The sequence below is a fragment of the Bacillus sp. FJAT-42315 genome (genome assembly GCF_002797375.1).
In the GTDB taxonomy this organism is placed as follows: domain Bacteria; phylum Bacillota; class Bacilli; order Bacillales; family Domibacillaceae; genus Bacillus_CE.
This window is the reverse complement of the sequence record NZ_KZ454941.1, coordinates 468692-491948: the sequence shown is the minus strand read 5'-3', so window position 1 is coordinate 491948 and position 23257 is coordinate 468692. Positions and strand designations below refer to the sequence as shown.

Genomic DNA, 23257 nt, shown 5'->3' with positions numbered 1-23257 from the left:
GAATCCCCCTCTGTTCTTACAAAACTTGAGTTTCAATTCGACAAATATCGAGTAGTGACAGGCACTCTGTGATAAATTGGGTGCATTTCCCTTCTACTTCAACAACGTTTTCTCCAATGAAGATGACATAGCCGTAGTGATCTTGACTGGATTTGAGCTTAGTTATTTTTTGCTTTTCTGAAAGGCGAAGCTCAAAATCTGCTGGTTGATATTTTTGAATGAGTGAAGAGAGATCGCCGATTTTTTCAATAATACCATCCTGATCGAAAGTGATCATTTCTACTGCTACTGCTTCGTTTTTAGTCACTGGCGGACATTCTACTTTTTGTCCGCTCGCTAATTGCACAGTGAGAGTAACTAGATCAATTCCTGAATAAATTTCAACAATTTCAGGTAATTTATGAGCGGACAACCTAGCACCTGCTTCAATGATAAAAGGGATACCATTAGAGTCGAGCATAATATCTAAAAGGCAGGGACCATTTTTTATCCCTAGACTAGCTAGTGCCTTTTCGCATTCCTTTTGTATCTTTATCTCTTGATCACTAGAAAACATATGAGGAAAAGAATGACCGATTTGAACCATCTGTAAGACTTTATCATTGTGAATGAAGCAGTAAATCATTTTTCCATCTACACTAAATGTAAGCGCTCCTAGTTCAATTCCTTCGATAAATTCCTCTACAATTACCTTCTTACTGGGGCTAAAACTCATCGCATGCAGCACGGCTTCATCTAATTCATCAATCTTTGTAATTTTTCTGACTCCACGACTCCCTGAGCTATCGTTAGGCTTTACAATAAAGCTTTTCGTTTTCAAAAGAGGTTGCAGTTCATGCTTAATGAAAGCTAAATGATCAGAATCACTTATTTGATAAAACTGAGGAGAATTCACTTGATAAGCAGCGTATTTTTGGCGCATACGATATTTATCTGCTACAACGTATGTAATCTCTTCTCCTTGCATTGGCAGATTCAATTTTTCATTTACATAGCAACTAACCGGTACAGCCACATCATTCGACATCGTCATCGATCCGACCACATTATATTGGCGGGCTACTTGTTCTACGCCCTCGAAATCTGTAGTATCTACACACGCAAAATAATCCGTTACACTTGCTCCAATACAATGTGGATCATTAGAAACGACCACTGCATTCATCCCGAGTTCTTGTGCTTTCTCTATCGCAGGCAACTGTCCGACACTACCACCTAGAATTAAAAAATTATCCTTCATAAGTTATCTCCACTCCTAGTCGATTTTCATTAGCTATTTGGAGAAAAGTATCATTTTTATTGATTCGACAAATCTCGGGGAGTGACAGGCACCTGTCGATATTCTGGGAAAAATCCAGCTTGTTCTCCTTGTATGAGGCTCGTTTTTGCGCTAGCTAATTGGTTATAGATTGCTTGGTTGTGAATTTTCTTGCCGATGTGAAATTGCTTTTCTGTATTGGAGAATTGTTGTTTGTATTTGTAAAGGGAGTCTCCTTTTTCTTTTCCTCCTCCATGGTCGACGATGTGGTAGCCACTTCTTTTAGCCCACAGGATGCATTCGTATCGCAAATAGCAATTAGGACATAAATGAAGATATTCTTTGAAAGAAGCACTTAAGTGAATGGTGACGAATCCTTCACTTTTTAATAGTAGATTGGCAGAGATGACTTGATCTTCGTGTAGAGCGAACGCTAGAGTAATATAACCTTTAAGTGCTTGGAAATAAGCTTGAAAAAATTCTAACGAAAAGTAATAAAAGGACGACGCTTGTTTCTTATCCATCGTTTCTGTATAGATGTCATAGAACATTTGGACCTCTTTCGGACCAATGTCCTTTCCGTCGATAAACTTTATCTCCACTTGGTTTCTTTTACTCTTTTTAATTCGCCGCTTTTTGCTTGACCCCACTTCACGCCAAATCTCCTCTTCCACCTTAGTGACATCATTGTAAATCATCTCACCAACAGACGTGATATGGACATAACTCGCTAGCCCTGCTTCCGTTTCTAAATAAGAGTGAAAGCGAATAAACTCACTCACAATGCCCTCCGCTTCACAATAATGCTCAAAGCTTCGTCTAAAATCCCTAACAAAATCATCATCACTTTTTAATCTACTAAGAGAATATAACGGCCCTCCGTATCCATAAGGAGTGGTGATATCATAGTATATTCGACTATCAACACGATCTGGAATCTCCCGTTTTAAAAAAGGGTAAATCACAAATTCCTTCTCAGACTTCTCATAAACAAATAAATAGCCATTCCCTTCTCCACGTTCTTCATACATTTGCACATATTGCGGAAGGTAGAAGACATCATATGTTTCACATTTCGTGACGAAATAGAGCCACTCATCCTTTTGATTTAGATCAAGGATCTTATATTTCACATTTTGCTTGATCATGAAATTTTCCCGCTCCTTTTTTGGTCATTACCGTATATATTCTCTCTCCGAATAATTTTATTAACTGTTAAAAAAATTATTTTCATATCGAACCATAAGCTGAAATGCTTAATATAGTGGACATCATATTCGATTCTTTCATCCCAGCTTAAAGCATTTCTCCCCATCACTTGCGCGTATCCAGTAATACCAGGCACCATATCAAAGCGAATCTTTTTATCTGGAGAATACTCCTCAAACTTATACGGATAATAAGTAACCGGAGGCCTCGGTCCGACAAAACTCATCTCACCTTTTAAAATATTAAACAGCTGAGGTAGTTCATCGAGACTAGTGATACGTAAAAAACGCCCTATTTTTGTGATCCGATTATCACCTTGATCTTGGAGGAATAAACCGTCACCTAAATGTTCTGCTCCCTCTACCATCGTTCTGAATTTATAAATATTAAATACTTTCCCATTTTTTCCAAGACGAGATTGTTTGAACAAAATAGGTCCCTTAGAAGTGACTTTAATACAAATGCCAATGACTATAAAGACGATGGATAAAGCGATAATTCCCACGAAAGACAAGACTACATCTAGCATTCTTTTCACTCGTAATTGTGTTGTCATTACACGATCCCTCTTTTATTAACTGAGCGACAAACGGAATCCACAATCTCAATCACTCGATCTTGATCTTGCTCAGACATGCTCGTTCCAGATGGCAAGCAGAGTCCTTTCTCAAACAACTGATCAGAAACGCTTTTATATTCCAAGTGAGGATAATATCGATAACCTGAAAAGACGGGCTGCGTATGAAGCGGCTTCCACACTTGTCTTGCTTCAATGTTTTCCTTTGCTAATGCATTAAGAATTTCCTCTACTTTTTCCTTGTCATCAATCGTGAACGTCGTTAACCACCGATTCGATTTTGTGCCTGCAAGCTCTGGCATAAATTGAATGCTATCAATATGATGAAGGGATTCTTTATAACGAACAAAGAGAGCACGCTTCGCCTTTACTCTCTCATCTAGCACCTGTAATTGGGCAATGCCAATCCCTGCAAGAACATTGCTCATACGATAATTGTAGCCGATTGTTTGATGTTGATAAAAAGGCAGAGGATCACGTGCTTGTGCAGCTAAATATTTCGCATGGTTCAATCGTTCGACATCATCAGAGACGAGCATCCCGCCACCGGATGTTGTAATAATTTTATTACCATTAAAAGAGTAGATGCCAAAAGAACCTAAGCTCCCGCTTTTTCTCCCTTGATACTCTGAACCTAAAGATTCGGCTGCATCTTCAATGACTGGCACGTTGTATTGATGACAGATTGCTAATATTTCATTCATTTTGGCACTTTGACCAAATAAATGCACGATAATTACCGCTTTTGGAAGCTGTCCTTTTTTCTTTGCTTCATGTAATGCTCGCTCTAAGGCTAAAGGAGACATATTCCAGCTTTCTTCTTCAGAATCAATAAAAACCGGCTCAGCCCCTACATAAACAATTGGATTGGCCGTAGCAACGAAAGTCAAGGTGGAACAAAATACAACATCTCCTTGCTGGACATTCAATAACAGCAATGCTAAATGAATCGCTGCTGTTCCCGAACTTACAGCAACGCTGCCATTCGTTTGTGCATATTTGGCCATGTTCTCTTCAAATTGATGAACGTTTGGTCCTGTCGGAGCAATCCAATTCGTTGCAAATGCTTCATTCACATATGTTTGTTCGTTTCCACTCAAGTGAGGAGGGGATAGAAAAATCCTTTTTTCAGTCATTTTGTGATACACCTCATTTTTAAGTATTAATAGCTACTGGCTTCTGAGAAATCACCGTCCGATGATGAGCAATATCTAATAATAGATGAGCGAGTGTATGACCATCCATCGTCATAAATCCAGCTAACAAATAATCGACAGCTTCTAGATCTTGCATCACTGCTTTTCCGATATGAATTTTTGGATGAATTTGTTGTTCGTGAACTTCATTGTCGTTGAGCAGTTCTTCATACAGCTTCTCTCCCGGTCGGATTCCGGTAAATTGAATGCTGATCTCTTCCATAGTGAAGCCCGATAATTTAATTAAGTTTTTTGCTAGGTCAACAATTTTAACTGGTTCGCCCATATCTAATACAAAAATCTCTCCCCCGTTCGCTAATGTCCCCGCTTGAATCACAAGCCGAGACGCTTCGGGGATTGTCATAAAATAACGCTCCATTTCAGGATGAGTGACTGTTACAGGCCCACCTTGTTCAATCTGCTTCTTAAACAAAGGGATCACACTTCCGCGACTGCCAAGAACATTTCCAAATCGCACCGCTACAAATTTTGTCTGCGCCCGGCCATTCATATTTTGCACAATCATTTCGGCTACTCGTTTTGTTGCGCCCATTACACTCGTTGGATTGACGGCTTTATCCGTTGACACCATTACAAAGCTTTCCACTCCGTATTTGGCGGCAGCCTCTGCAACGTTTTTTGTTCCGATAATATTATTTTTGACAGCTTCATGCGGATTTTCTTCCATTAAAGGAACGTGCTTATGAGCCGCTGCGTGATAAATGATGTTTGGCTTATATCGTTTCATCACTTGTAACATACGTTCTCGATCTTGAATGTCTGCTATAACAGGAATAATATGTATAGCTCCTTTGCATTTTCCCTTCAGCTCCATCTCGATCGTGTAAATGCTATTTTCACCATGCCCGAGTAGAATCAACTGAGCAGGATTGAAATGAGCAATTTGGCGGCAAATCTCCGAACCAATCGACCCACCTGCTCCGGTGACGAGCACGACCTTTTGGTTAATCGTTTCTGTAATATGATCCGTCGCTAACTCTATCGGTTCCCGTGCTAACAAATCCTCTGGACGAACGTCTTGCCATTGATGAACAGAGAGCTTTCCGAGAATGAGATCTTCTATTTTGGGAATAATTTGCGTTTTTCTATTTGTTTGCGAGCACGTTTGATAAATGGAATTGATCTCTTTTTTATTAAGAGAGGGAATCGCAATAATAATATGTTCAATGTCATAAGCTCGAACGATTTTTTCAATGTCGGCGATGCTTCCCACTACAGGAACACCCAATATTTCCAGTCGATGCTTTCTTTGATCATCATCTACGAAAGCCACTGGCAGTAATTCAATGTCAGCTTCTCTCTGTAATTGGCGAACGACCATCACACCAGCTGCTCCAGCTCCAACAATTAACGTTCGTTTTTTACTTTTATCTGTCAAGAGGACTCTATCCCGCAACACCCGGATAGAAAATCGCGAGCCGCCGATGAACAGCATCAGTGCCATCCAAATCACGACATACAGCCGCGGATTTACTTGTTGCGTCATGATGAAATCAATGGTCATTATGCTAATCACAGATAAAGTAATCGCCTGCAACAGAACAATTAACTCTCTAATACTAGCAAAGGACCACGCCTTCTTATACAAATGACTTTTCAAAGCAAACACTTGATAACTGCACACCAAACCAGCAATGATCACCAAAGTAGATAAGTTATCAAACTCTAGTAGACCTCCAACCACCAGCTGCCCGAACACCACTGCCACAAACACCAACAACACATCCATGAACACCAACGCCGTCACTCGCCTTTGATAAACCATACAACTCCCCTCCTTTTTAGGTACCTGTCACTCCCCGAGTTTTGTCGAACAAAAAATAGGAAAGACACCTTAAAGCTTATGAGCAAATTACTGTTCTCTAGCATCATAAAAACAGATGGTCAGCTATTCCAATATTCTAAAAAGCACAGGAAATCCCACACACAACGTTCAATATAACAAACAAATCGTTCTCTATAAAGAATATTATATAGAACACCCTCTTTTTTGTAAACACAATCTTTTCGGGGGGTGCCTGTCACTCCCCGAGTTTTGTCGAAACACAAAAAGCCACAAGATTATCAATCAATCTTGCGGCTTTTCGTTTGTTTAGTTGTGTTCATTGATTGGTCCATGTTGTTGCTCACACCAGGCAGCTAACTGCTTCTCGAAGATCTCGTTGTCTGCTTTTTTTCTCTTTCTTGGTCCCTTCAGTCGACCGCCTGCTTGACGAATTTTCTTCGCTGTGTGTCGGCTATGTAGCAGTTGGTCAATATTGTCTGCTGTATAACTTCGACCATTTTGGTCAATCGCCGCTCCTTTTTTAGCCAGCACCATCGCGGCCAATCCGTAGTCCTGTGTCACGACAAGATCCCCTTTTTCCACCCGGTTGACGAGCACAAAATCAACCGCATCTGCTCCTTTTGATACGGTAACCGTTTCTGCTCCGTCACGTGTCATATTATGAGCGGTATCACAAAAAATCAGCACTGGAAGATCAAAATACTTCGCCACCTTGCACGTTTCATCGACCACAGGACACCCATCGGCATCAATTAATATTTTCATCAACAACACCCTCTTTTTTCATTTCTGACAATATTTTTTCCCTAAAAGTTGAAATGCTTTAGCAAAATCATCATACTTTAATAAAAAAACTGCTATAATTCATTATAGTGAAAATGTGAAAAGGAATGATCAAAGTGACTGATTATCGTCAATTTTACGATAAATTACAAACTGTGGTGAATAAAGAACATGTTCACCTTGATGAATATTTAAAAAGTCATACGTACACAAGATTAGGTGGCAAGGCGGATTTGTTCGTCACACCATCAACATATGAAGAGGTGCAACAAGTCGTCAAATTTGCTAACGAGAACGAGATCCCGCTAACACTGCTCGGTAATGGATCAAATTTAATTGTCCGAGATGGCGGCATTCGCGGTATTGTCATTAATTTGGAGTTTTTACACAAGATTTATGTTTCAGAGGATGATATGCTTGTTGCTCAAAGTGGGGCGGCGATTATTGAAGCCTCCAGAGAAGCGTTGAAGGCCAAGTTAACCGGACTAGAATTTGCTTGCGGTATTCCCGGCTCAGTTGGTGGCGCCTTATTTATGAACGCAGGAGCGTACGGTGGAGAAATTAAAGATGTTCTTGACTATGCGATCATCGTTAACCGCGAAGGTGAACTGTTAAAGCTTGCGGCAGCAGATTTGGATTTATCGTATCGCACAAGCAATATTCCAACGAATGGATACATTGTGCTTGAAGCAGGCTTTAAATTGAAGCCTGGAAACTATGACGAGATCAAAGCGGTGATGGATGACTTAACGAACCGACGAGAAACGATGCAGCCGCTTGAATATCCATCTTGCGGGAGCGTCTTTAAGCGCCCACCTGGATACTATGCCGGTAAGCTGATCCAAGATAGCGGCTTGCAAGGAACAAGAATTGGTGGCGCCGAAGTGTCAACAAAGCATGCTGGCTTCATCGTCAACATCGACAACGCCACAGCGACGGACTACATTACCTTGATCAAACATGTCCAAAAAACAGTCAAGGAAAAATTCAATGTAGAATTAGAACGAGAAGTAAAGATTATCGGTGAAGAATAAGTGGGACGGAGGGACAGGTCCCTTGTCCCTCTGTCGCAAAGGAAGCCTCATATGTAAGAGGCTTCTTTTTTTAATTAGAAAGAGAAAATGCTTTTTCGCTGATCGTTTCGCAATATTGGAGCTTTTTTTCCTCCGGCGTGCCTCGGTAATCTTCTAGTAGAGAAGCAATATTCATATAAGGGGGATTGAGTAATGCAGGCAACGGGCAGTGGCAGTAAATGAAGAAGCAATGCGAGTAACCTCCTTTAATAGAACAAAATGTGAGCCAAAGCGACCCACAATTCACATATTTGACACCCTTATGTCAAACCCTTTTTAGCAAGGAAAAATTATTTCGACAAAAATTGAGGAGTGACAGGCACCTCCTATATCAAAAACATAGATAATCAAGTACAAATATGGACAAATACTCTAAAAAACAGTTAGTCTTAAATTGTTTCTAGTCGCATCGCGATCACCTAATTCAATGATTTCGAAATAGGTATTCCTATTCCTTTAGAGTATTCTCTCCATTGCTTAAGTCATTCATGATCAATGGCGCTACGGATAGGACTCCTTGTTTTCTCATCATCATCATAGATACTATACAACTAATGTTAATTTATCCCAATCAATATCGGTTATATAGTATAATGAATGTAAGGTGGTGAGTAAATGAAGAAAGCCTATTTGATAGAGATTCAGCCGACAACCAAGCAGCAAACGAAAATACACCAAACGATCGGCGTTTGTCGATACGTGTATAATTTTTATCTAGCGAAGAACAAAGAAGTGTATGAAAAAGATGGTTCGTTTATGAGTGGGTTCGACTTTTCCAAATGGCTGAATAACGTTCATACGCTCGAAAAAGACTTGTGGATTAAAGAGGTATCTAGTAAAGCGGTTAAACAATCGATTATGAATGCAGACAAAGCTTTTAGAAATTTTTTCACAGGGAAAGCGAAATTTCCGCGGTTCAAAAAGAAAAAGAAGCAAGATGTGAAATGCTATTTTCCAAAGAACAATAAAACGGATTGGACGGTTGAAAGACATCGAGTGAAAATCCCTACGCTTGGTTGGATGCGTTTGAAGGAATTTGGATACATCCATAAAGAGGCCATTGTAAAAAGCGGAACCGTCTCACAAAAAGCAGGAAGATATTACGTTTCGATTTTATGTGAAGTAGAGCCTCAAGGAAAACAGCCTGCTGTTAAATATGAAGGGTTGGGCATTGACTTAGGTATCAAAGATTTCGCCGTGTGCAGTAATGGTTCGGTGTATAAAAACATCAACCGTTCTATACGAGTAAAAAAGCTAGAAAAGAAATTAACACGTGAACAGCGCTCTTTGTCACGCAAATACGAAAACTTAAAAAAGAGAGGTGAAAAAGCTGTTGCTAAAAGAGCAAACATAAACAAAAATATTCTTAGAGTTCAAAAGCTTCATGCTCGTTTGGCAAATATCCGATTAGAGTATGTCAAGTCTGTCGTAAGTCAAGTGGTGAAAACCAAGCCACGTTTTATCACGATAGAGAATTTGAATGTAAAAGGGATGATGAAGAATCGTCATTTATCAAAAGCCGTTGCTCAGCAATGTTTTTACACATTTAAAACTTGGCTCACAGCGAAATGTAAAGAGTTACACATTGAGCTGAGGCAAGTGGATCGGTTTTATCCGTCTTCGAAATTATGCTCTTGTTGTGGAGAGAAAAAGATGGATTTAAAGCTATCGGATCGTACTTATACATGTAAGTGTGGTCATGTCATGAATAGAGATTTGAACGCAGCGGCCAACCTTTTACAAGCAAAAGAATACATCATTTTAACTTAAATAGACTGATGTATGATAGGTGGGGCTACCCCCGAAATCACGCCTGTGGAGTGCTACATCAACCAGAGTAGCTCGTAGTTTAGCGAAATGGGGTACGAAGAAGCAGGAAAATTCTAAGGTTAGACTTTTGTCTATGTTTTAGTAGCAGTGTAGATAGAATGAAAAAGAGAATGACTTTTGCCGTGCCAATTATGATTGTTGTCGGGATTCTAGCCACATGGATGCTAGCGAAAGATTATGCCATGGTTGATTTGACAACACGCGTGTTAATCATCGCTAGTGCCGTCGTTTTATCGGGTGGTATCTCCTTCTTCCTGTTGGGCAACGAAAACGATAAAATCGATCCGCCGCCAACTAAAAAGAAATAGAATCGACAAAAACCGGGGAGTGACAGGGCACCTCCCCCGGTATTATCCTTATTTTGATGGTGTGCTTTTTAGGTTAGTTAGTAGGTTATAGGTGAAGAGAAGGATGCCGAGTACGGTTAGTGTGGATCCGATAGCTACCCAAGCTGTGAGAGCTTCGTTTTTTGTTGTGAGTAAGAAGGCTAAGGCGATCATCATAATAGGAAGGCCAATATTATGAAGCCAAAAGTGAGCTTTAGCTATTTTTCCAAAAGTAAGTGATGGAAATAGATAATAAATAATCCCGGCAAACATGAACGCTACCCAACCGAGTAAAAGCAAGTGCACATGAACACCTGTTAACTCATAAGAGTGCTGAATAGACATATAATAACCAAGCAAAACCCCCAAAGCAAAGTACACAACGGAAATCTTGATGAATTTAATAGCCATGTTGATCCCTTCTTTCTTAAAAATAATAGAGTGAAACTTCAATCAGTAGGGAATCGATCTTACTACCCGTTATTGCGGGATAAAACACCTCCCCACACTCTCAATATATGAACAAAATCAAACCATAGACCAAAACCCTGCGGAACATTTTTCCGCAGGGTTTTGACAAAAATCGGGGAGTGACAGGTACTCAAGCTATATATTCATCTGAATCGATGTCTTCGGCTGTTTTTTTGCTGTAGTATTTGCCTTTTGTGGCGACAGCAAGGACCACCGTTAAGATGAAGGCAAGGACCGCAGCGAAGAAAGCAGCGATGTTTTGTAGGAAGACACCCATATATCCAAAGGCTGCGATCGACCCGACAACACTAGCGATGATGAGCGCGCCAACACCGACTGGATTCCAAGCATATAAATATTCTTGCCGATGCTCAAAATATCTCGGTCCAATTTTGAGCATTCTCTTCACAACTATAGCGTCTGATAGTAAAACAGCTGCCCAGGATAAAAGAAATACACCTTGGAAAGTGAGCAAGCTTCCGATATGATTTAACACGCCACCTAACATTAAAATGATAGCCACAATCGATGTAAACACAACCCAAAAGTTTCGACTCGGCTTAAAATTGAAGACGTTTTCAAAAAAGTTCGCCAATGATAACGAGCTGCTATATAAATTAGTAATGTTAATCCGTAATTGCGTCAAAATAGTAAATAACGCCCCACCAATTCCGAGGATTTGTACGAAATAAATACCAGGATTCTCTTCACCCATTTGCACGCCAAACCAAACACCAATACTTCCCATCACTAAGAAACAAACAAGCTGTGGCAAAAAGCCAACTGCAAACACCCCAATTTTAAATTCCTCTTTTTTAATAAATCTCGCATAGTCAGACACAAGCAGCGCCATGATCCCAACAAGCCCATTCATAATTCCGATACAAGCCAGTAGCGAAGCACCGCCAACCTCTCCTCCTTCTGGAAGGAACGTCCATATACTTCCTTCAAAAGTCGAATTTTTAGAAACAAGGAAAAACCCTGCACCAAGTAGAATAACAAATAGCGGCAATGACCATTTCTGTAGCTTGTCTAACTGCTTAATCCCAAACCAGTTCAACGGGATAACGATCAAGCCAAAGAACACCATTAAAGCCCAAACCGGAATGAAAGATACATATTCATGAACAGCCGCCGCCATAATCGACCCTTCAATCGCACAATACATGATGAAATTGGTCGCATATATTAATGAAGTAATCGATGCACCAAAATAGCCAAATCCTCCACCCCTAGCCATTAAATTGACGTTTAAGCCAGACTTGGCCGCATAATAACAAATGCCTATTCCTAGTACTCCAGCGACAATTGTCGCATATACTTCGGCGATTAATGCATTGACTGCCCCAAATTGCATCGCCATTAAACTCCCCATTTGAATGAATAGCATCGCCGTCGCTACCCCTAAAGTGACATTGGTAATGCTCAACCATCCCATCGACCGCCCCTCAACCGGTACTTTCTCTAAAGCAAAATCATCCTGCTTCTCCTCATGAGGCTTTAAAATTTCCACCATATGAGTATGCCCCCCTTTGTTTTTTTTGACCTATGACTAACCCCATTAAAAACCAAACTTCCCCCTTATTCAGCTAACTGCCAAAGAACTGATAATCATTGACGCTTATATACAAGCAATTATTATGCCAAAATACAGAATTATCAAAATAATCAATCATACACTTCTCCTAATCCGTTTTCAAAAACAAATACCTCACCTTTCTACCAACCAAATCTAAGCAAAATTACAATCCAACTTGCAAAATTGCAAGATCGGACAACGCGGACAAAGAGGGACAGGGGGACAGGTCCCTTGTCCCATTCGACAAAAACCGAGGAGTGACAGGCACCTGTCGAGAGAAAGAATCTTAACAAAAAGAGTGTATTTTCTCCTACTTAATTCATGGTAATATGGTTTCGAAAATGATAAGTGGAGGTCTTATTGCATGAAGTTTAAGAGTGTCAGGATAAGAACTTTGGTATTGATGTTACCTGTGTTGATCTTTATCGTGGTATCGATCATGATGTTAACGTATTGGAAGACAAAAGGCGCTCTTGAGAAGGAAATTCAAACGAGTATGGAAAATAAACTCGATCACTCAATTGAAGTGATTGAAAATGATTTAACGACCCATGCGAAAATTCCAGAATTACTCGCTAGAGAATTAGACATTGTCACAAACACGTTAACAACAAAGCAATATGAAGAAATTTTAAAGAAATCATTTGCCACCCACGACAGTACATATGGTGGAGGCGTATTTTTTGCGCCGCACACGTACAAAAAAGATCAAAAATTCTTTTCCACTTATGCTTACAAAGAAAACGGTAAAATAAAAACGACAGATGCTTATAACGACCCGAAATTTAATTACCCAAATCAGGATTGGTATAAAATAGGAGAGAACACAAAAGAAAGTATCGTCTTTTCAGAGGCTTATCGTGATGAAGCCGTTGATGTGACGATGGTGACAGCAACCGCTCCATTTTATAATAAAAACAATCAATTTTCCGGTGTGGTGACCGGTGATATCGACTTAAGTAATCTGACAGCGTTAGTGAGTCAGCTAAAAATAGGAAAGGATGGTCATGCTTTTTTGCTTGATCAACAGGGAAACTTCTTAGCCAGCCCTGTCGAACAAGAAACGATCGATCTCCAAATAGAAAATCATCCAAATAAGTCGCTAGCAGACATTGGAAAAGATATAGTAGCTGAAGAATCGGGTCAGCTGCAATATGAAGACAAAAACGGGATGAACGAAATCTTTTTTCAAAAAATCCCCGAAACAGGCTGGACGATCGCACTTGTCGCTCCGAAAAAGGAACTTTATAGTAGTTTAACGTCATTAATTCAATTATTAACTGTCCTTTCCGTTATTGGCATCGTGCTGATTGTGGGTCTTATCGTCGTTTACACAAATGGAATTGTGCGAAACATTAAAGAAGTGAATCGTTTGGCTGAAGCGGTCTCGCACGGGGACTTAACTCAGTCCATTCAATCCGATAGCCAAGATGAATTTGGTCAGATGATCAGCTATTTAAATAAGATGAAAGACAACTTAGCAGACATGGTGTATCAATTAACCGACCAAGCGAGTCAAGTAGCGGCCACGAGTGAAGAACTTTCGGCAAGTGCGATGCAAACGAGCAAAGCGACCGAGCAAATCTCTAGCTCGATTCAGGAAATAGCTCACGGAGCGGAATTGCAAGCGAACAACGTCCATACTTCTCACACGATTACGGTGGAGATGACAGAACAAATGGAGCAAGCGAAACAGTCAGTTACCTCGATCACCGATGCCATCGAGCAGACAAATAAGACAGCCGAATTAGGCTACGGAAAAATTAACGAATCATTGAAACAAATTCAGCATATAGATGAAACTCAGTCGGCGACGGCAAACAAGATGAAGGAACTTGGTCAAAAATCCGAAGAAATCGGTCAAATCATTGACTTTATCACCACGATTTCAACAGAAACGAACTTACTGGCGTTAAATGCCTCGATTGAAGCGGCCAGAGCCGGTGAGCACGGCAAAGGCTTTGCGATTGTGGCGAATGAAGTGAAGAAGCTAGCTGAGCAATCTGCTCAGGCGGCTGACAGCATTAAAAGCTTGATTGTGGATATTCAAGACGTTTCCATAAATGTCATAGAGGCGATGAACACAAGTACAGCGGCCGTGAAGCAAGGATTGAGCTTATCCAATGAAACAGGCGTATATTTCAACGACATCGTCGACAGGATCAAGGAAGTGAAGGAGCAATCCGCCGCTGTCTCAACGATGATCAAGCAAGTCACTGATCGCACGCACCAATTACATCAAGGAATGGACGAAATTCATCAACTCGGCAGCCAATCCGCCGCCAACACTCAAAACGTGGCCGCGGCGGCTGAAGAGCAAAATGCAGCCATGGAAGAAATCTCAGCTAGCGCTCATTCACTGAGCCAACTAGCTGATGAACTGCAAGCATCTGTTAGCCGATTTAAAATGTAATATAAACATTATCCTCTCCCTTCCTTAGTAGAACGGAGAGGATTTTTTTGTGAAAAGCTCTTCTCTCAGCAAGCATTCGACAAAAACTGAGGAGTGACAGGCACCTGGTTCCACTGTCCCACGACCGAATCAGAAAAATATGGTAGAATAATATATAAAGCCTGTGGTTTCTACATGCTTGGAGATAAAATTTGATCGTTGGAGGGGTTATTTGTTGTTTTTAAAGAGATTATTAGTGGCGATGGTTGCACTTTGTTCTATTTTTAGTGTGGTTTCGAAGTCAACGGCTCAAGCATCTAGCTTTACTGATATCACACCAAAATATTGGGCTTATGATGATATACAATTTTTGTCATCCTATAACGTAATTAATGGGTATGAAGACGGGACGTTCAAGCCTTGGAAAGTAATTACACGAAAAGATGCAGCTGTAATGATGTCCCGAGCTCTAGAGATCCTTGAAGCACCTGAAGAAGAGATCACCTTCACAGATGTCACACCGAATTCTCCTGGATATAAAGAAATCTCTATCGCAATGTCCAATGGTTGGTTCACATTGACCGAAGAAGGTGCCTTTGAACCAGATAAAGAATTAACGAGGGATGAAATGGCGAAAGCTCTTGCCGTCGCTTTTTCATACGAAGGCAAAGAAACATCAAACTTTGTTGATGTTTCTAAAGACGACCCTTATTATCCATACGTCGATGCCATTGCATATTATAACGTAACAAAAGGATATAACGGCGAAGAAGGACAAGAGTTTCGACTGAATGAACAAGTGACACGCGCTCAATTTACTTCCTTTTTATCTCGAGTTTTCAAACAGCCCGCTTCTTATGAAGTGAGAAATGCCGGAGGGGCTGTCGCGAATCATACTTCCCTAGAAGCCGCGTTAAAAGAAGCAGCTAATTATCCGCAAAGTACGATTCACCCAGCTAGCACAAGATATCGCAAGTTCCCGGATGAAATTGCGAAGGAAGATCGAACAGGTATTAAATCTAGCGTACTTATTTATAACGGTACAAATGAAAAAGAAACATTTACAAAAGAATATTTTGATAAATACACAAAATACAGTACACCTGATGGAAAAACAAGCAACTTTTTCAACACATTTGTCATTTTAGCTCTGCGCTATGATGGCGGGCGATTCGAAGAAACGGAACAAAATGAGGCAGACTATATCGACTGGCAGAAGTACATAAATCGCACATTCGCTAAAGATGGAGCCTTACAACAATTAAACGCATCCGCTCGTGATCAAAATAAAAAAGTCGATGTGTATATTTCCATTCCATACCCTAAACGAACAGGATCGATTTTAAAACTTGATGATGAAGTAGTGGAAAATAGTTTAGAAGCGCGTATGGAAATGGTGAATTGGTATATTTCAGAGGTATCTCGTACTTTCGAAAAACATAACTTAGATCACTTGAACTTTAAAGGCTATTATTGGCTAAATGAGACGATTCGAGTATACGAAGATGAGCAGCTTTTGTCCGCTGTTTCTGACCGCATCCACCAAGATGGTAAGTATTTCATTTACGCACCGCATGCAACATCAACAAATTTTCATAAATGGAAGTCCTACGGCTTTGATGCGGCATTTTTACAACCAAACGCTTTCAAGACTGGTGTCCAAAATAAAGAAGAACGCCTTCACCTAGCCTTCTTAAAAGCACAAATGTATGGAACAGGCATTACTATTGAAATTAATTCCTACTCTCAAAGCCAAGCGCACTTAGGAGTAGAAGCATTCGACCTGTACATGGACTACTCCAAACGCTATGGCCTAGATAAACACGGCATGATGTTTTACCAAGGCGTCAACATGGTTGAACGGATGGCCACATATGACCATCCAATCTTCCAAAACTGGTACCGCCAGTTGACAGGTACTTTTTTCTAGGTGCCTGCCCCCGACTTTTGTCTCTTTTTTACATAGAGGCTAACTCCGCAGAAACGACTCTGCGGAGCTTTTTTGCGTAAAAAATTAAAAGAGGCACACATAGGCGGTTCACGCATACATTGCAAATAGACAGGATGAAAGGAGATTCAAACGTATGGATTACACAGATTACTCTCAATATTACCCATTCCCGTTAGAAGATGATGAGTACAGACAAAACCCGTTTCAAGGACCACCAGGACAACAACCAGGCTTCCCAGGTGGATTTGGACCTCCGGGACAACAACCTGGTTTTCCATCTGGAGGTGGACAACAAGGAGGAGCCCCTACTTCTCCACCGCCTTCCTTTACTCCTCAACCTCAACAAGCAACGACATTTGCTGTTGATCCAGGTGCCATCAGAGGCTGTTTATTCCGCAATACTTATGTCTGGCTCCGCAATGGACGCAGCTTCTGGTTCTACCCAACCTTTGTCGGTCGTACATCAGTAGCTGGCTGGCGATGGAGAAACTGGCGATGGACGTATTATGGCACAGATTTAAACAGAATCCGCTCCTTCCGATGCTTCTAAACTTATTGTGCAGAGAGCCGCAGAGGCTACTCTGCTTTTTTAGTAAGTTGAATGTACTATGTAATTACCGTTTGGCACCATGTAAAAAGAAACCTTGACTCCGCACAACCAAGCATCTTTCAACAAAAAAACACATTCAAGTCACCATAAAAGTAAACCACCTATAAAAAGCATTCACCACTCATCAAAAGACCTATATCTATCACCCCCCTCTTCCACCACAATATGGAATAATGATACAATAGTCTTACGTTCGACAAGTGACAGGCACCTGCCTGCATGAATCGACACAAAACGGGGAGTGACAGGCACCTTCTCTCTCCCACAACATGGAGGTTAGTTTATGTTAAGGGTTTTTAGGGTTTTGTTATTGGTGTGTTTAAGTTTTGGTTTGTTTCATTCGTCGGTGAGTGCGGCGTCTTTTCGGGATGTGCCGTTTGATCATTGGGCGCATGATGAGATTCGATTTTTGACGGATAAGAAGGTGATTCGCGGGTATGATGGCAATCAGTTTAAGCCGCTTGTGACGTTAACTCGCAAGGATGCAGCGGTGATGATTACACGCGCGATGAAGTTACCGGCAGTGTCTAATCCAAAAGTGAAACCTAGTGATTTAAGACCAACGATGGCTGGCTATAAAGAAATGATGATTATCGCCAACAAAGGGATGGTTACTCTTCAGAAAAATAAATTCCAGCCAAATAGTCCATTGACGAGGAAAGAAATGGCGCGCATGCTCGCCGTTGCTTATGATTACAAAGGAAAGAAGACATCGACTTTCAAGGATGTCTCGAAATCTCATCCATATTATCGATATATCGATGCTCTCTCTGAAAATGACATTACCTCTGGATATAAAGATGGCACGTTTAAACCAGATGTATCCGTCAACCGAGCTCAATTCTCTACTTTTTTATCACGAGTATATGACCAACCTCATCACTATGTTGTGAAACGAAAAGGCCAAACGATTCACAAAGGAAGATCAGTCGAGGAAGCGATCACTTTAGCGGTCAAATATGACGACGCAACTGTTCACCCTGTCAGCAACTCGCTTATGACCTATGCTAATCAGCCAGCTAAAATGAGCGGAACTGGCATTCATAACGGCGTACTTATTTACAATGGAGCAGAAGCACCGCAACAAGGTAGTGAATTTTTTGCTCCTTATTTGAAAAACAACGAGAAAAACTTGTTCGATACCTTTATTTTTCTAGGCCGCACCTACACAGGAGGCGAGTTTGCCGAAACACCAAAAAATAACGCCAATTATAAAGAATGGAATTGGTACATTGATCGGACATTCGATCCGTCAGGCTCCCTTTCCTCATTAAACAAAGCAGCAGCCGAAGCGGGCAGAACAGTTCAAATTTATCTTTCTATTCCGTATCCAAAAAGCAAAGGAACAATCGTGAAGCTAAATGGAGCAAAGGAAGCAGCCACACTTCAAGCTCGAGAGAACATGGTCAAATGGTATATCCAAACGGTGCAAAGCCGCTGGAATAAAGCTGGCTATAAAAATATGAAACTAGTTGGTTATTACTGGTTGAATGAAACAGTCATCAATGCGAACGATGAATTGCTCGTTACAAAAACGGCACAGAGCATACATTCAAACAAGAAAAAATTTATTTATGCTCCCCATTCTCTTTCAACCAACTTTGACAATTGGAAATACTATGGGTTTGATGGTGCCTATTTGCAGCCAAACGCCTTTAGGCTCAATTTGAACGACCCAGAAGCAAGACTACATAAAGCATTTCTAGAAGCACAAATCAATGGCAGTGGGATCACGCTTGAAATAGACACGTACTCGCCTCATCAAATGGCTGCTGGTCTACCAAACTTTGAACGATATATACAATTTGCTCACAAGTATCAACTAGTCGGCCAAAGCCTTCTATTCTATCAAGGAACAGACATGGTTCATCGTATGGCTAACTATCGCCAATCACCTTATGAGGAGGCCTATCAAAAGCTGACTAGCCTTTTCTAAATGAAAAAACGCCCTGTAGAGACGTTACTCTCTACAGGGCGTTTTCAAATCGTTATTTCGCTACATCGACAATACGGCCTTCAATTTGCGGATTGACTGTTCCTAAGTTTGCCACATGGTCTCTTAAATTCTCCCAATCTGACAACCCAAGATCCGTTACACGACCTTCTTCATACGCTTTCTTGAAGACATCATAGCCATCTCCACCTTTAGCTGTGAAGGCATTCGTTGCTACTGTGTACGTCTCTGTATCTTTAATTTCAGCATAAGTGCCATCTGCTTGCTTATAAGAGATGGACACGACACGTTCACCTGCTGGTTTAGAAGAATCATATTCTATCTTTGCCCCTGATACGTGTAAGAAGCCACCGTTTTCACCTGGTACGGATTTCACACTAATTTCAAACGCTTCTTTCAGCTCAGCTCCTGTCACGTCCATTGTTGCCAATGTGTTTCCGAATGGAAGTACAGTAATGACTTCGCCTACTGTGATCGGCCCTTGATCAATTGGTACGCGAATGCCGCCACCATTTTGCAGTGCCATCACAATGTTTGAATTGTACTCTTTCGCTTTGTTAAGCATACCATCTGTAATTAAGTTTCCAAGTTCTGTTTCATTTTTACGAACACTTGGTTTTGTGTCATCACCTGAAGTACGTGGGTTATCTAGAGCTTTTTCTGCCGTTCCTCCCGTAGGTGTGTTTTTGATTTCATTTATTTTCTCTGTGTATGGTGCTAATAGTGCCTTTGCTTCTGCATCTTCCGCTTGCTCTTTAATTTCAATTAACTGACCAGCGTGGCCAATCACTTTTCCAGCCTTGTCGAATTCAATATCTAATGTACCTAAAACTTTATTGTATTGGTCAGCCTGAACAATGACCGTTGGATCTTTCGCTTTGCCAGCTTCGTCTTTGTTCACAACAGTCGGCTCACTTAATTTCGTATGGCTATGTCCACCGACAATCACATCGATTCCGTCTACTTTAGCAGCTAATGTTAAATCATTATCAACTGCCTCGTTATCATCATATCCGATATGGGAAACGGCTACAATTTTGTTGACACCCATGCCTTCAAATGCTTTTACCGCTTTTTCCGCTTCTTGAAGGTAATTTTCAAAGGCTACTTTATTCGGGCTAGAGATATCCTTCGTATCTTCTGTTGTCAAACCGAAGAACCCAACCTTTTGACCATCCACTTCTTTGATGATCCCATTATAGATTTTTCCTTTTTCAGGCTCACTTGAAATGACATCACTGAATAATCCTTTGAATTTGTCATCTCCGGAGAAATCCACATTAGAGCTGACAAACGGGAACTTAGCCCCTTTAATAAAGTCCGCTAATGCTTGATGGCCCTCTGGACTAGAACCAAGATCGAATTCATGATTCCCAAATGTCATCACATCATAGCCCATTAGATTCATAAACTTCAAATCTGCTTGACCTTTAAATTCATTGAAATATAGTGTACCAGAGAATACATCTCCCGCATCCACTAATAACGCATTTGGCTTTTCCGCACGCACTTCTTTAATTGCTGTCATTTTTTTCGCTGCGTTGTCCAGGTTTCCATGCGTGTCGTTCGTATGCATTAAAGACAAAGTAAAATTGTTCTCTAGCTTTGAAAGCTTATATAAGAAAATCGCATATTCACCGCGCGTAATATCGTGGCTTGTCCCAAAAGTAGTAGCTGTTTTACCAGAAGTAATGCCATTTTTCACAAGTGCGCTTACCGCATGTTTGTAAAGAGCAGAAACATCTTCAAACGGTAACTTCGCATTGTCTCCTTGCAGCTCATACGCCTTCGCTAACATGAGGGCTGCTTCCCCACGCGTAATATTTTGATCAGGAGCGAATGTCGTCGCTGTTTTTCCACCGATAATTCCCGCTTTCTTTAGCGCATTCACATACGCTGTCGCACGAGCTGGCACATCATCAAATCCAGAATCTTCCACATTTTTAATATCGAGCTTTAACGCTTTCGCTAGCATAACTGCAGCATCGACGCGCTTAATAGAATGAGTTGTCCCAAATGTTGTATCCGTCATGCCATTAGTGATCTTATTGCTAACGAGGTAATCTACAGCCTCTTTATAATCCTTCGAGACGTCTGAAAATGAAGCAGCGAACGCAGGGGTAACTGCTGTCGCTACAAGCGTTGCTGTTGCAGCAGTTGCGATAAATTTACGATGCGATTTAGATAGGTAAGCCATACACTGAATTCCTCCAATTTTAATAAATGTAAGTTTGATCGTGTACTCTCTTAATAAAACATTCCAATTATATAGAAAACTATCCAATTAAAACCGTAACATAAACAACACATCAATATTGTAAAAATATTATATAAATTTTGTGAATTTTATTAACCTACCACTCCTTGATCCCCCGCATCCAATTGAAAAATCTTTACAATTACTTTACAATTAAGATGAAAGACTCATCAATTCACATAGTTCTTTTTCACCAAAAACATGAACAATCAGGAGGGCTTGTTTTGTCAATTAAACTAAGAAGCTTTCTCTCTTTTGGTCTCATTTTTCTATTGTTACTTTTCCTTGGCATATATCAACAGAAAAATGCTAGTTCTCAAGTTGAGCAAATACAAATGATTAAAGATCGGACTTTGCAAACGTCCCTGTTATCAGATGAACTGAAATTATCTGTTGTACAGGTGCAGCAATATTTATCCGATATTAGTGCAACTAGAGGACAAAACGGATTAAATGATGGATTTGAGCAAGCAGAAAAATATAGTAATGTTTTTTACCGCGATATTCAAACACTGAGAGAGCTGAATCCAAACGATGTTGAAAAGTTGGACTCGATTGAACAGTCTTTTCAAACTTACTATGCTTTAGGACAGAAAATGGCCAAACAGTATATACAAGGTGGCCCACAAAAAGGGAACCTAGTCATGCTTGAATTTGACAAAGCGGCAACAGATATTAATGAGAAAGTCGATCTATTCCAGCAAGAAAATGCCAAAAAGATTAACCAATCTATCCAAGATATTGAACAGCTCGTTCAAAAGAACACAACCGTGTTCAACTGGATCGTAGTCATCATCTTTGTCATTGGCGTCATCGTTGCTATTTTGTTAAGTCGATCAATCATCGTCCCGCTTCATCACTTAATCCTCTCCACAGAGGCAATTGCGAAAGGTCATTTGCATGAGCCTATTCAATTGAAATCAAAAGATGAGATTGGAAAGCTAGCACAATCTTTTGAGCAAATGAGACGACAACTGAGCAAATTAATCGAAAAAATTGATATGACTTCAAAAGAAATTGTCACCTCGTCCGAACGATTAACAACTAGTGCAGAAAAAAATGAAAAGGCGACAGAAGAGATTACTTCTGCGATGCAGGAAGTCGCCTCTGTAACCGAGCAACAAGCAGCCGATTCTTCTAACTCTTCCCGCTTTATTTCAGAAGTGTCTCAAGGAATGACGCAAGCGGCTCACGCAATTCAGACGGTGACAGACTTAGGTCAGCATGCGAAAGAGAATGCTCAAAAAGGAAATCAAGTTGTGGAGGAAACACTAGCGCAAATGAATCAAATTCACCAAAAAGTGGATCATACATTCGAGGTGATTCGCCGACTTGATCAAAAATCAAGGGAAATTGACCAAATCATTTCGATCATTACCGATATTGCTAGCCAGACGAATCTACTGGCATTAAATGCGGCAATTGAATCGGCACGAGCAGGAGAACACGGAAAAGGGTTTGCTGTTGTAGCAGGAGAAGTAAAAAAATTAGCGGAACAATCGGAGCAATCTGCTAATGAAATTAGAAAATTAATCGAAGAAATTCAAGCGGAGTCTCAAAATGCGATCCAATCGATGAAGGAAGGCATGACCGCTGTTCAAGATGGCATGGATTTAACCACCCAAACAGATAATTCCTTCCATGAGATTTCCAAAACCATTGAAGATATTTCCGTTCAAAACCATGAAGTATCAGCTGTCGTCGAGCAGGTGAATGCAAGCACAGATGGCATTGTCGAGATGATTCAGCGAATGACCTACACATCAGAGGAATTAGCAGCTAATACACAAAACGTAGCGAGTGCTGCAGGAGAACAACATACATCAATGAAAAACATCTCCTCCTCCGTTGAAGTGCTTAACAACCTGGCCAATGACTTAAAGAAACTAGTCAATCAGTTTAAGCTGTAGCACTGCACAACATATATCGACAAAAAACGAGGAGTTACAGGCACCTCATTAAACAAGCTCTGTAGCGATGTTTC

Annotated in this window: 17 protein-coding genes and 1 pseudogene; 9 read left to right on the top strand and 9 right to left on the bottom strand. The window is 40.6% G+C overall.

What is annotated here, in order from left to right; all coding sequences use genetic code 11:
* Positions 1–16 precede the first annotated feature (16 nt).
* The 6 genes from CEF22_RS02230 to CEF22_RS02205 all read right to left on the bottom strand — a co-directional run bounded on the left by CEF22_RS02230 (position 17) and on the right by CEF22_RS02205 (position 6815).
* Positions 17–1240: an ATP-grasp domain-containing protein gene (locus CEF22_RS02230; RefSeq protein WP_100401574.1), complete on the bottom strand. Its 1224-nt coding sequence runs from the start codon at positions 1238–1240 to the stop codon at positions 17–19.
* 56 nt (positions 1241–1296) lie between these two features.
* Positions 1297–2406 carry a GNAT family N-acetyltransferase gene (locus CEF22_RS02225; protein ID WP_100401573.1) on the bottom strand — a complete coding sequence of 370 codons (1110 nt, stop codon included), beginning with the start codon at positions 2404–2406 and terminating at the stop codon, positions 1297–1299.
* Positions 2403–3023 (bottom strand): sugar transferase, encoded by a 621-nt coding sequence (locus CEF22_RS02220; RefSeq protein ID WP_100401572.1) that lies wholly within the window; start codon positions 3021–3023, stop codon positions 2403–2405. Before CEF22_RS02220 ends, CEF22_RS02225 begins: the two co-directional genes overlap by 4 nt.
* Positions 3023–4180 (bottom strand): aminotransferase class I/II-fold pyridoxal phosphate-dependent enzyme, encoded by a 1158-nt coding sequence (locus CEF22_RS02215; protein WP_100401571.1) that lies wholly within the window; start codon positions 4178–4180, stop codon positions 3023–3025. Before CEF22_RS02215 ends, CEF22_RS02220 begins: the two co-directional genes overlap by 1 nt.
* Positions 4181–4199: 19 nt before the next feature.
* The gene (locus tag CEF22_RS02210) at positions 4200–6026 is read right to left on the bottom strand and encodes a polysaccharide biosynthesis protein (protein WP_100401570.1); all 1827 of its coding nucleotides are present in this window, start codon (positions 6024–6026) and stop codon (positions 4200–4202) included.
* Positions 6027–6353: 327 nt separating this feature from the next.
* On the bottom strand, positions 6354–6815 hold the full coding sequence (locus CEF22_RS02205; protein ID WP_100401569.1) for a YaiI/YqxD family protein: 462 nt from the start codon (positions 6813–6815) through the stop codon (positions 6354–6356).
* A 122-nt stretch (positions 6816–6937) separates the two neighbouring features.
* Between CEF22_RS02205 and murB the strand changes: the two genes are divergently transcribed.
* From murB to CEF22_RS02190, 3 genes are all read left to right on the top strand, one after another.
* Positions 6938–7864, top strand: a complete 927-nt coding sequence (gene murB, locus CEF22_RS02200; RefSeq protein ID WP_198508009.1) for a UDP-N-acetylmuramate dehydrogenase — start codon at positions 6938–6940, stop codon at positions 7862–7864.
* A gap of 654 nt (positions 7865–8518) precedes the next feature.
* Positions 8519–9673: an RNA-guided endonuclease InsQ/TnpB family protein gene (locus CEF22_RS02195; RefSeq protein ID WP_100401568.1), complete on the top strand. Its 1155-nt coding sequence runs from the start codon at positions 8519–8521 to the stop codon at positions 9671–9673.
* Between the two features lie 158 nt (positions 9674–9831).
* Entirely contained in the window at positions 9832–10041 is a 210-nt protein-coding gene (locus CEF22_RS02190; RefSeq protein WP_100401567.1) for a hypothetical protein, read from the top strand.
* Between the two features lie 48 nt (positions 10042–10089).
* On the opposite strand, the gene CEF22_RS02185 is transcribed toward CEF22_RS02190, so the two are convergent.
* Positions 10090–10470 (bottom strand): cbb3-type cytochrome c oxidase subunit I, encoded by a 381-nt coding sequence (locus tag CEF22_RS02185; RefSeq protein ID WP_095481007.1) that lies wholly within the window; start codon positions 10468–10470, stop codon positions 10090–10092.
* Between the two features lie 190 nt (positions 10471–10660).
* A complete protein-coding gene (locus CEF22_RS02180) occupies positions 10661–12046 on the bottom strand; it encodes a purine-cytosine permease family protein (protein ID WP_100401566.1) in 1386 nt (461 codons plus the stop codon).
* Positions 12047–12473: 427 nt separating this feature from the next.
* Between CEF22_RS02180 and CEF22_RS19030 the strand changes: the two are divergent.
* From CEF22_RS19030 to CEF22_RS02160, 5 genes and pseudogenes are all read left to right on the top strand, one after another.
* Positions 12474–13580 (top strand): annotated as a pseudogene (locus tag CEF22_RS19030) (cache domain-containing sensor histidine kinase); the annotation flags it as partial.
* Entirely contained in the window at positions 13554–14522 is a 969-nt protein-coding gene (locus tag CEF22_RS19025) for a methyl-accepting chemotaxis protein (RefSeq protein WP_442857385.1), read from the top strand. The pseudogene CEF22_RS19030 and the gene CEF22_RS19025, both read left to right, overlap by 27 nt.
* 214 nt (positions 14523–14736) lie before the next feature.
* The gene (locus tag CEF22_RS02170) at positions 14737–16431 is read left to right on the top strand and encodes a DUF4855 domain-containing protein (RefSeq protein ID WP_157843136.1); all 1695 of its coding nucleotides are present in this window, start codon (positions 14737–14739) and stop codon (positions 16429–16431) included.
* Positions 16432–16585: 154 nt separating this feature from the next.
* Positions 16586–17002, top strand: a complete 417-nt coding sequence (locus CEF22_RS02165) for a hypothetical protein (RefSeq protein WP_095480965.1) — start codon at positions 16586–16588, stop codon at positions 17000–17002.
* 343 nt (positions 17003–17345) lie between these two features.
* Positions 17346–18998 (top strand): DUF4855 domain-containing protein, encoded by a 1653-nt coding sequence (locus CEF22_RS02160; protein WP_100401563.1) that lies wholly within the window; start codon positions 17346–17348, stop codon positions 18996–18998.
* A gap of 52 nt (positions 18999–19050) precedes the next feature.
* Here CEF22_RS02160 and CEF22_RS02155 read toward each other — a convergent pair whose 3' ends face one another.
* Positions 19051–21213 carry a 5'-nucleotidase C-terminal domain-containing protein gene (locus CEF22_RS02155; protein WP_100401562.1) on the bottom strand — a complete coding sequence of 721 codons (2163 nt, stop codon included), beginning with the start codon at positions 21211–21213 and terminating at the stop codon, positions 19051–19053.
* A 284-nt stretch (positions 21214–21497) separates the two neighbouring features.
* On the opposite strand from CEF22_RS02155, the gene CEF22_RS02150 reads away from it, so the two are divergent.
* Positions 21498–23183: a methyl-accepting chemotaxis protein gene (locus tag CEF22_RS02150; protein ID WP_198508007.1), complete on the top strand. Its 1686-nt coding sequence runs from the start codon at positions 21498–21500 to the stop codon at positions 23181–23183.
* Positions 23184–23257 lie beyond the last annotated feature (74 nt).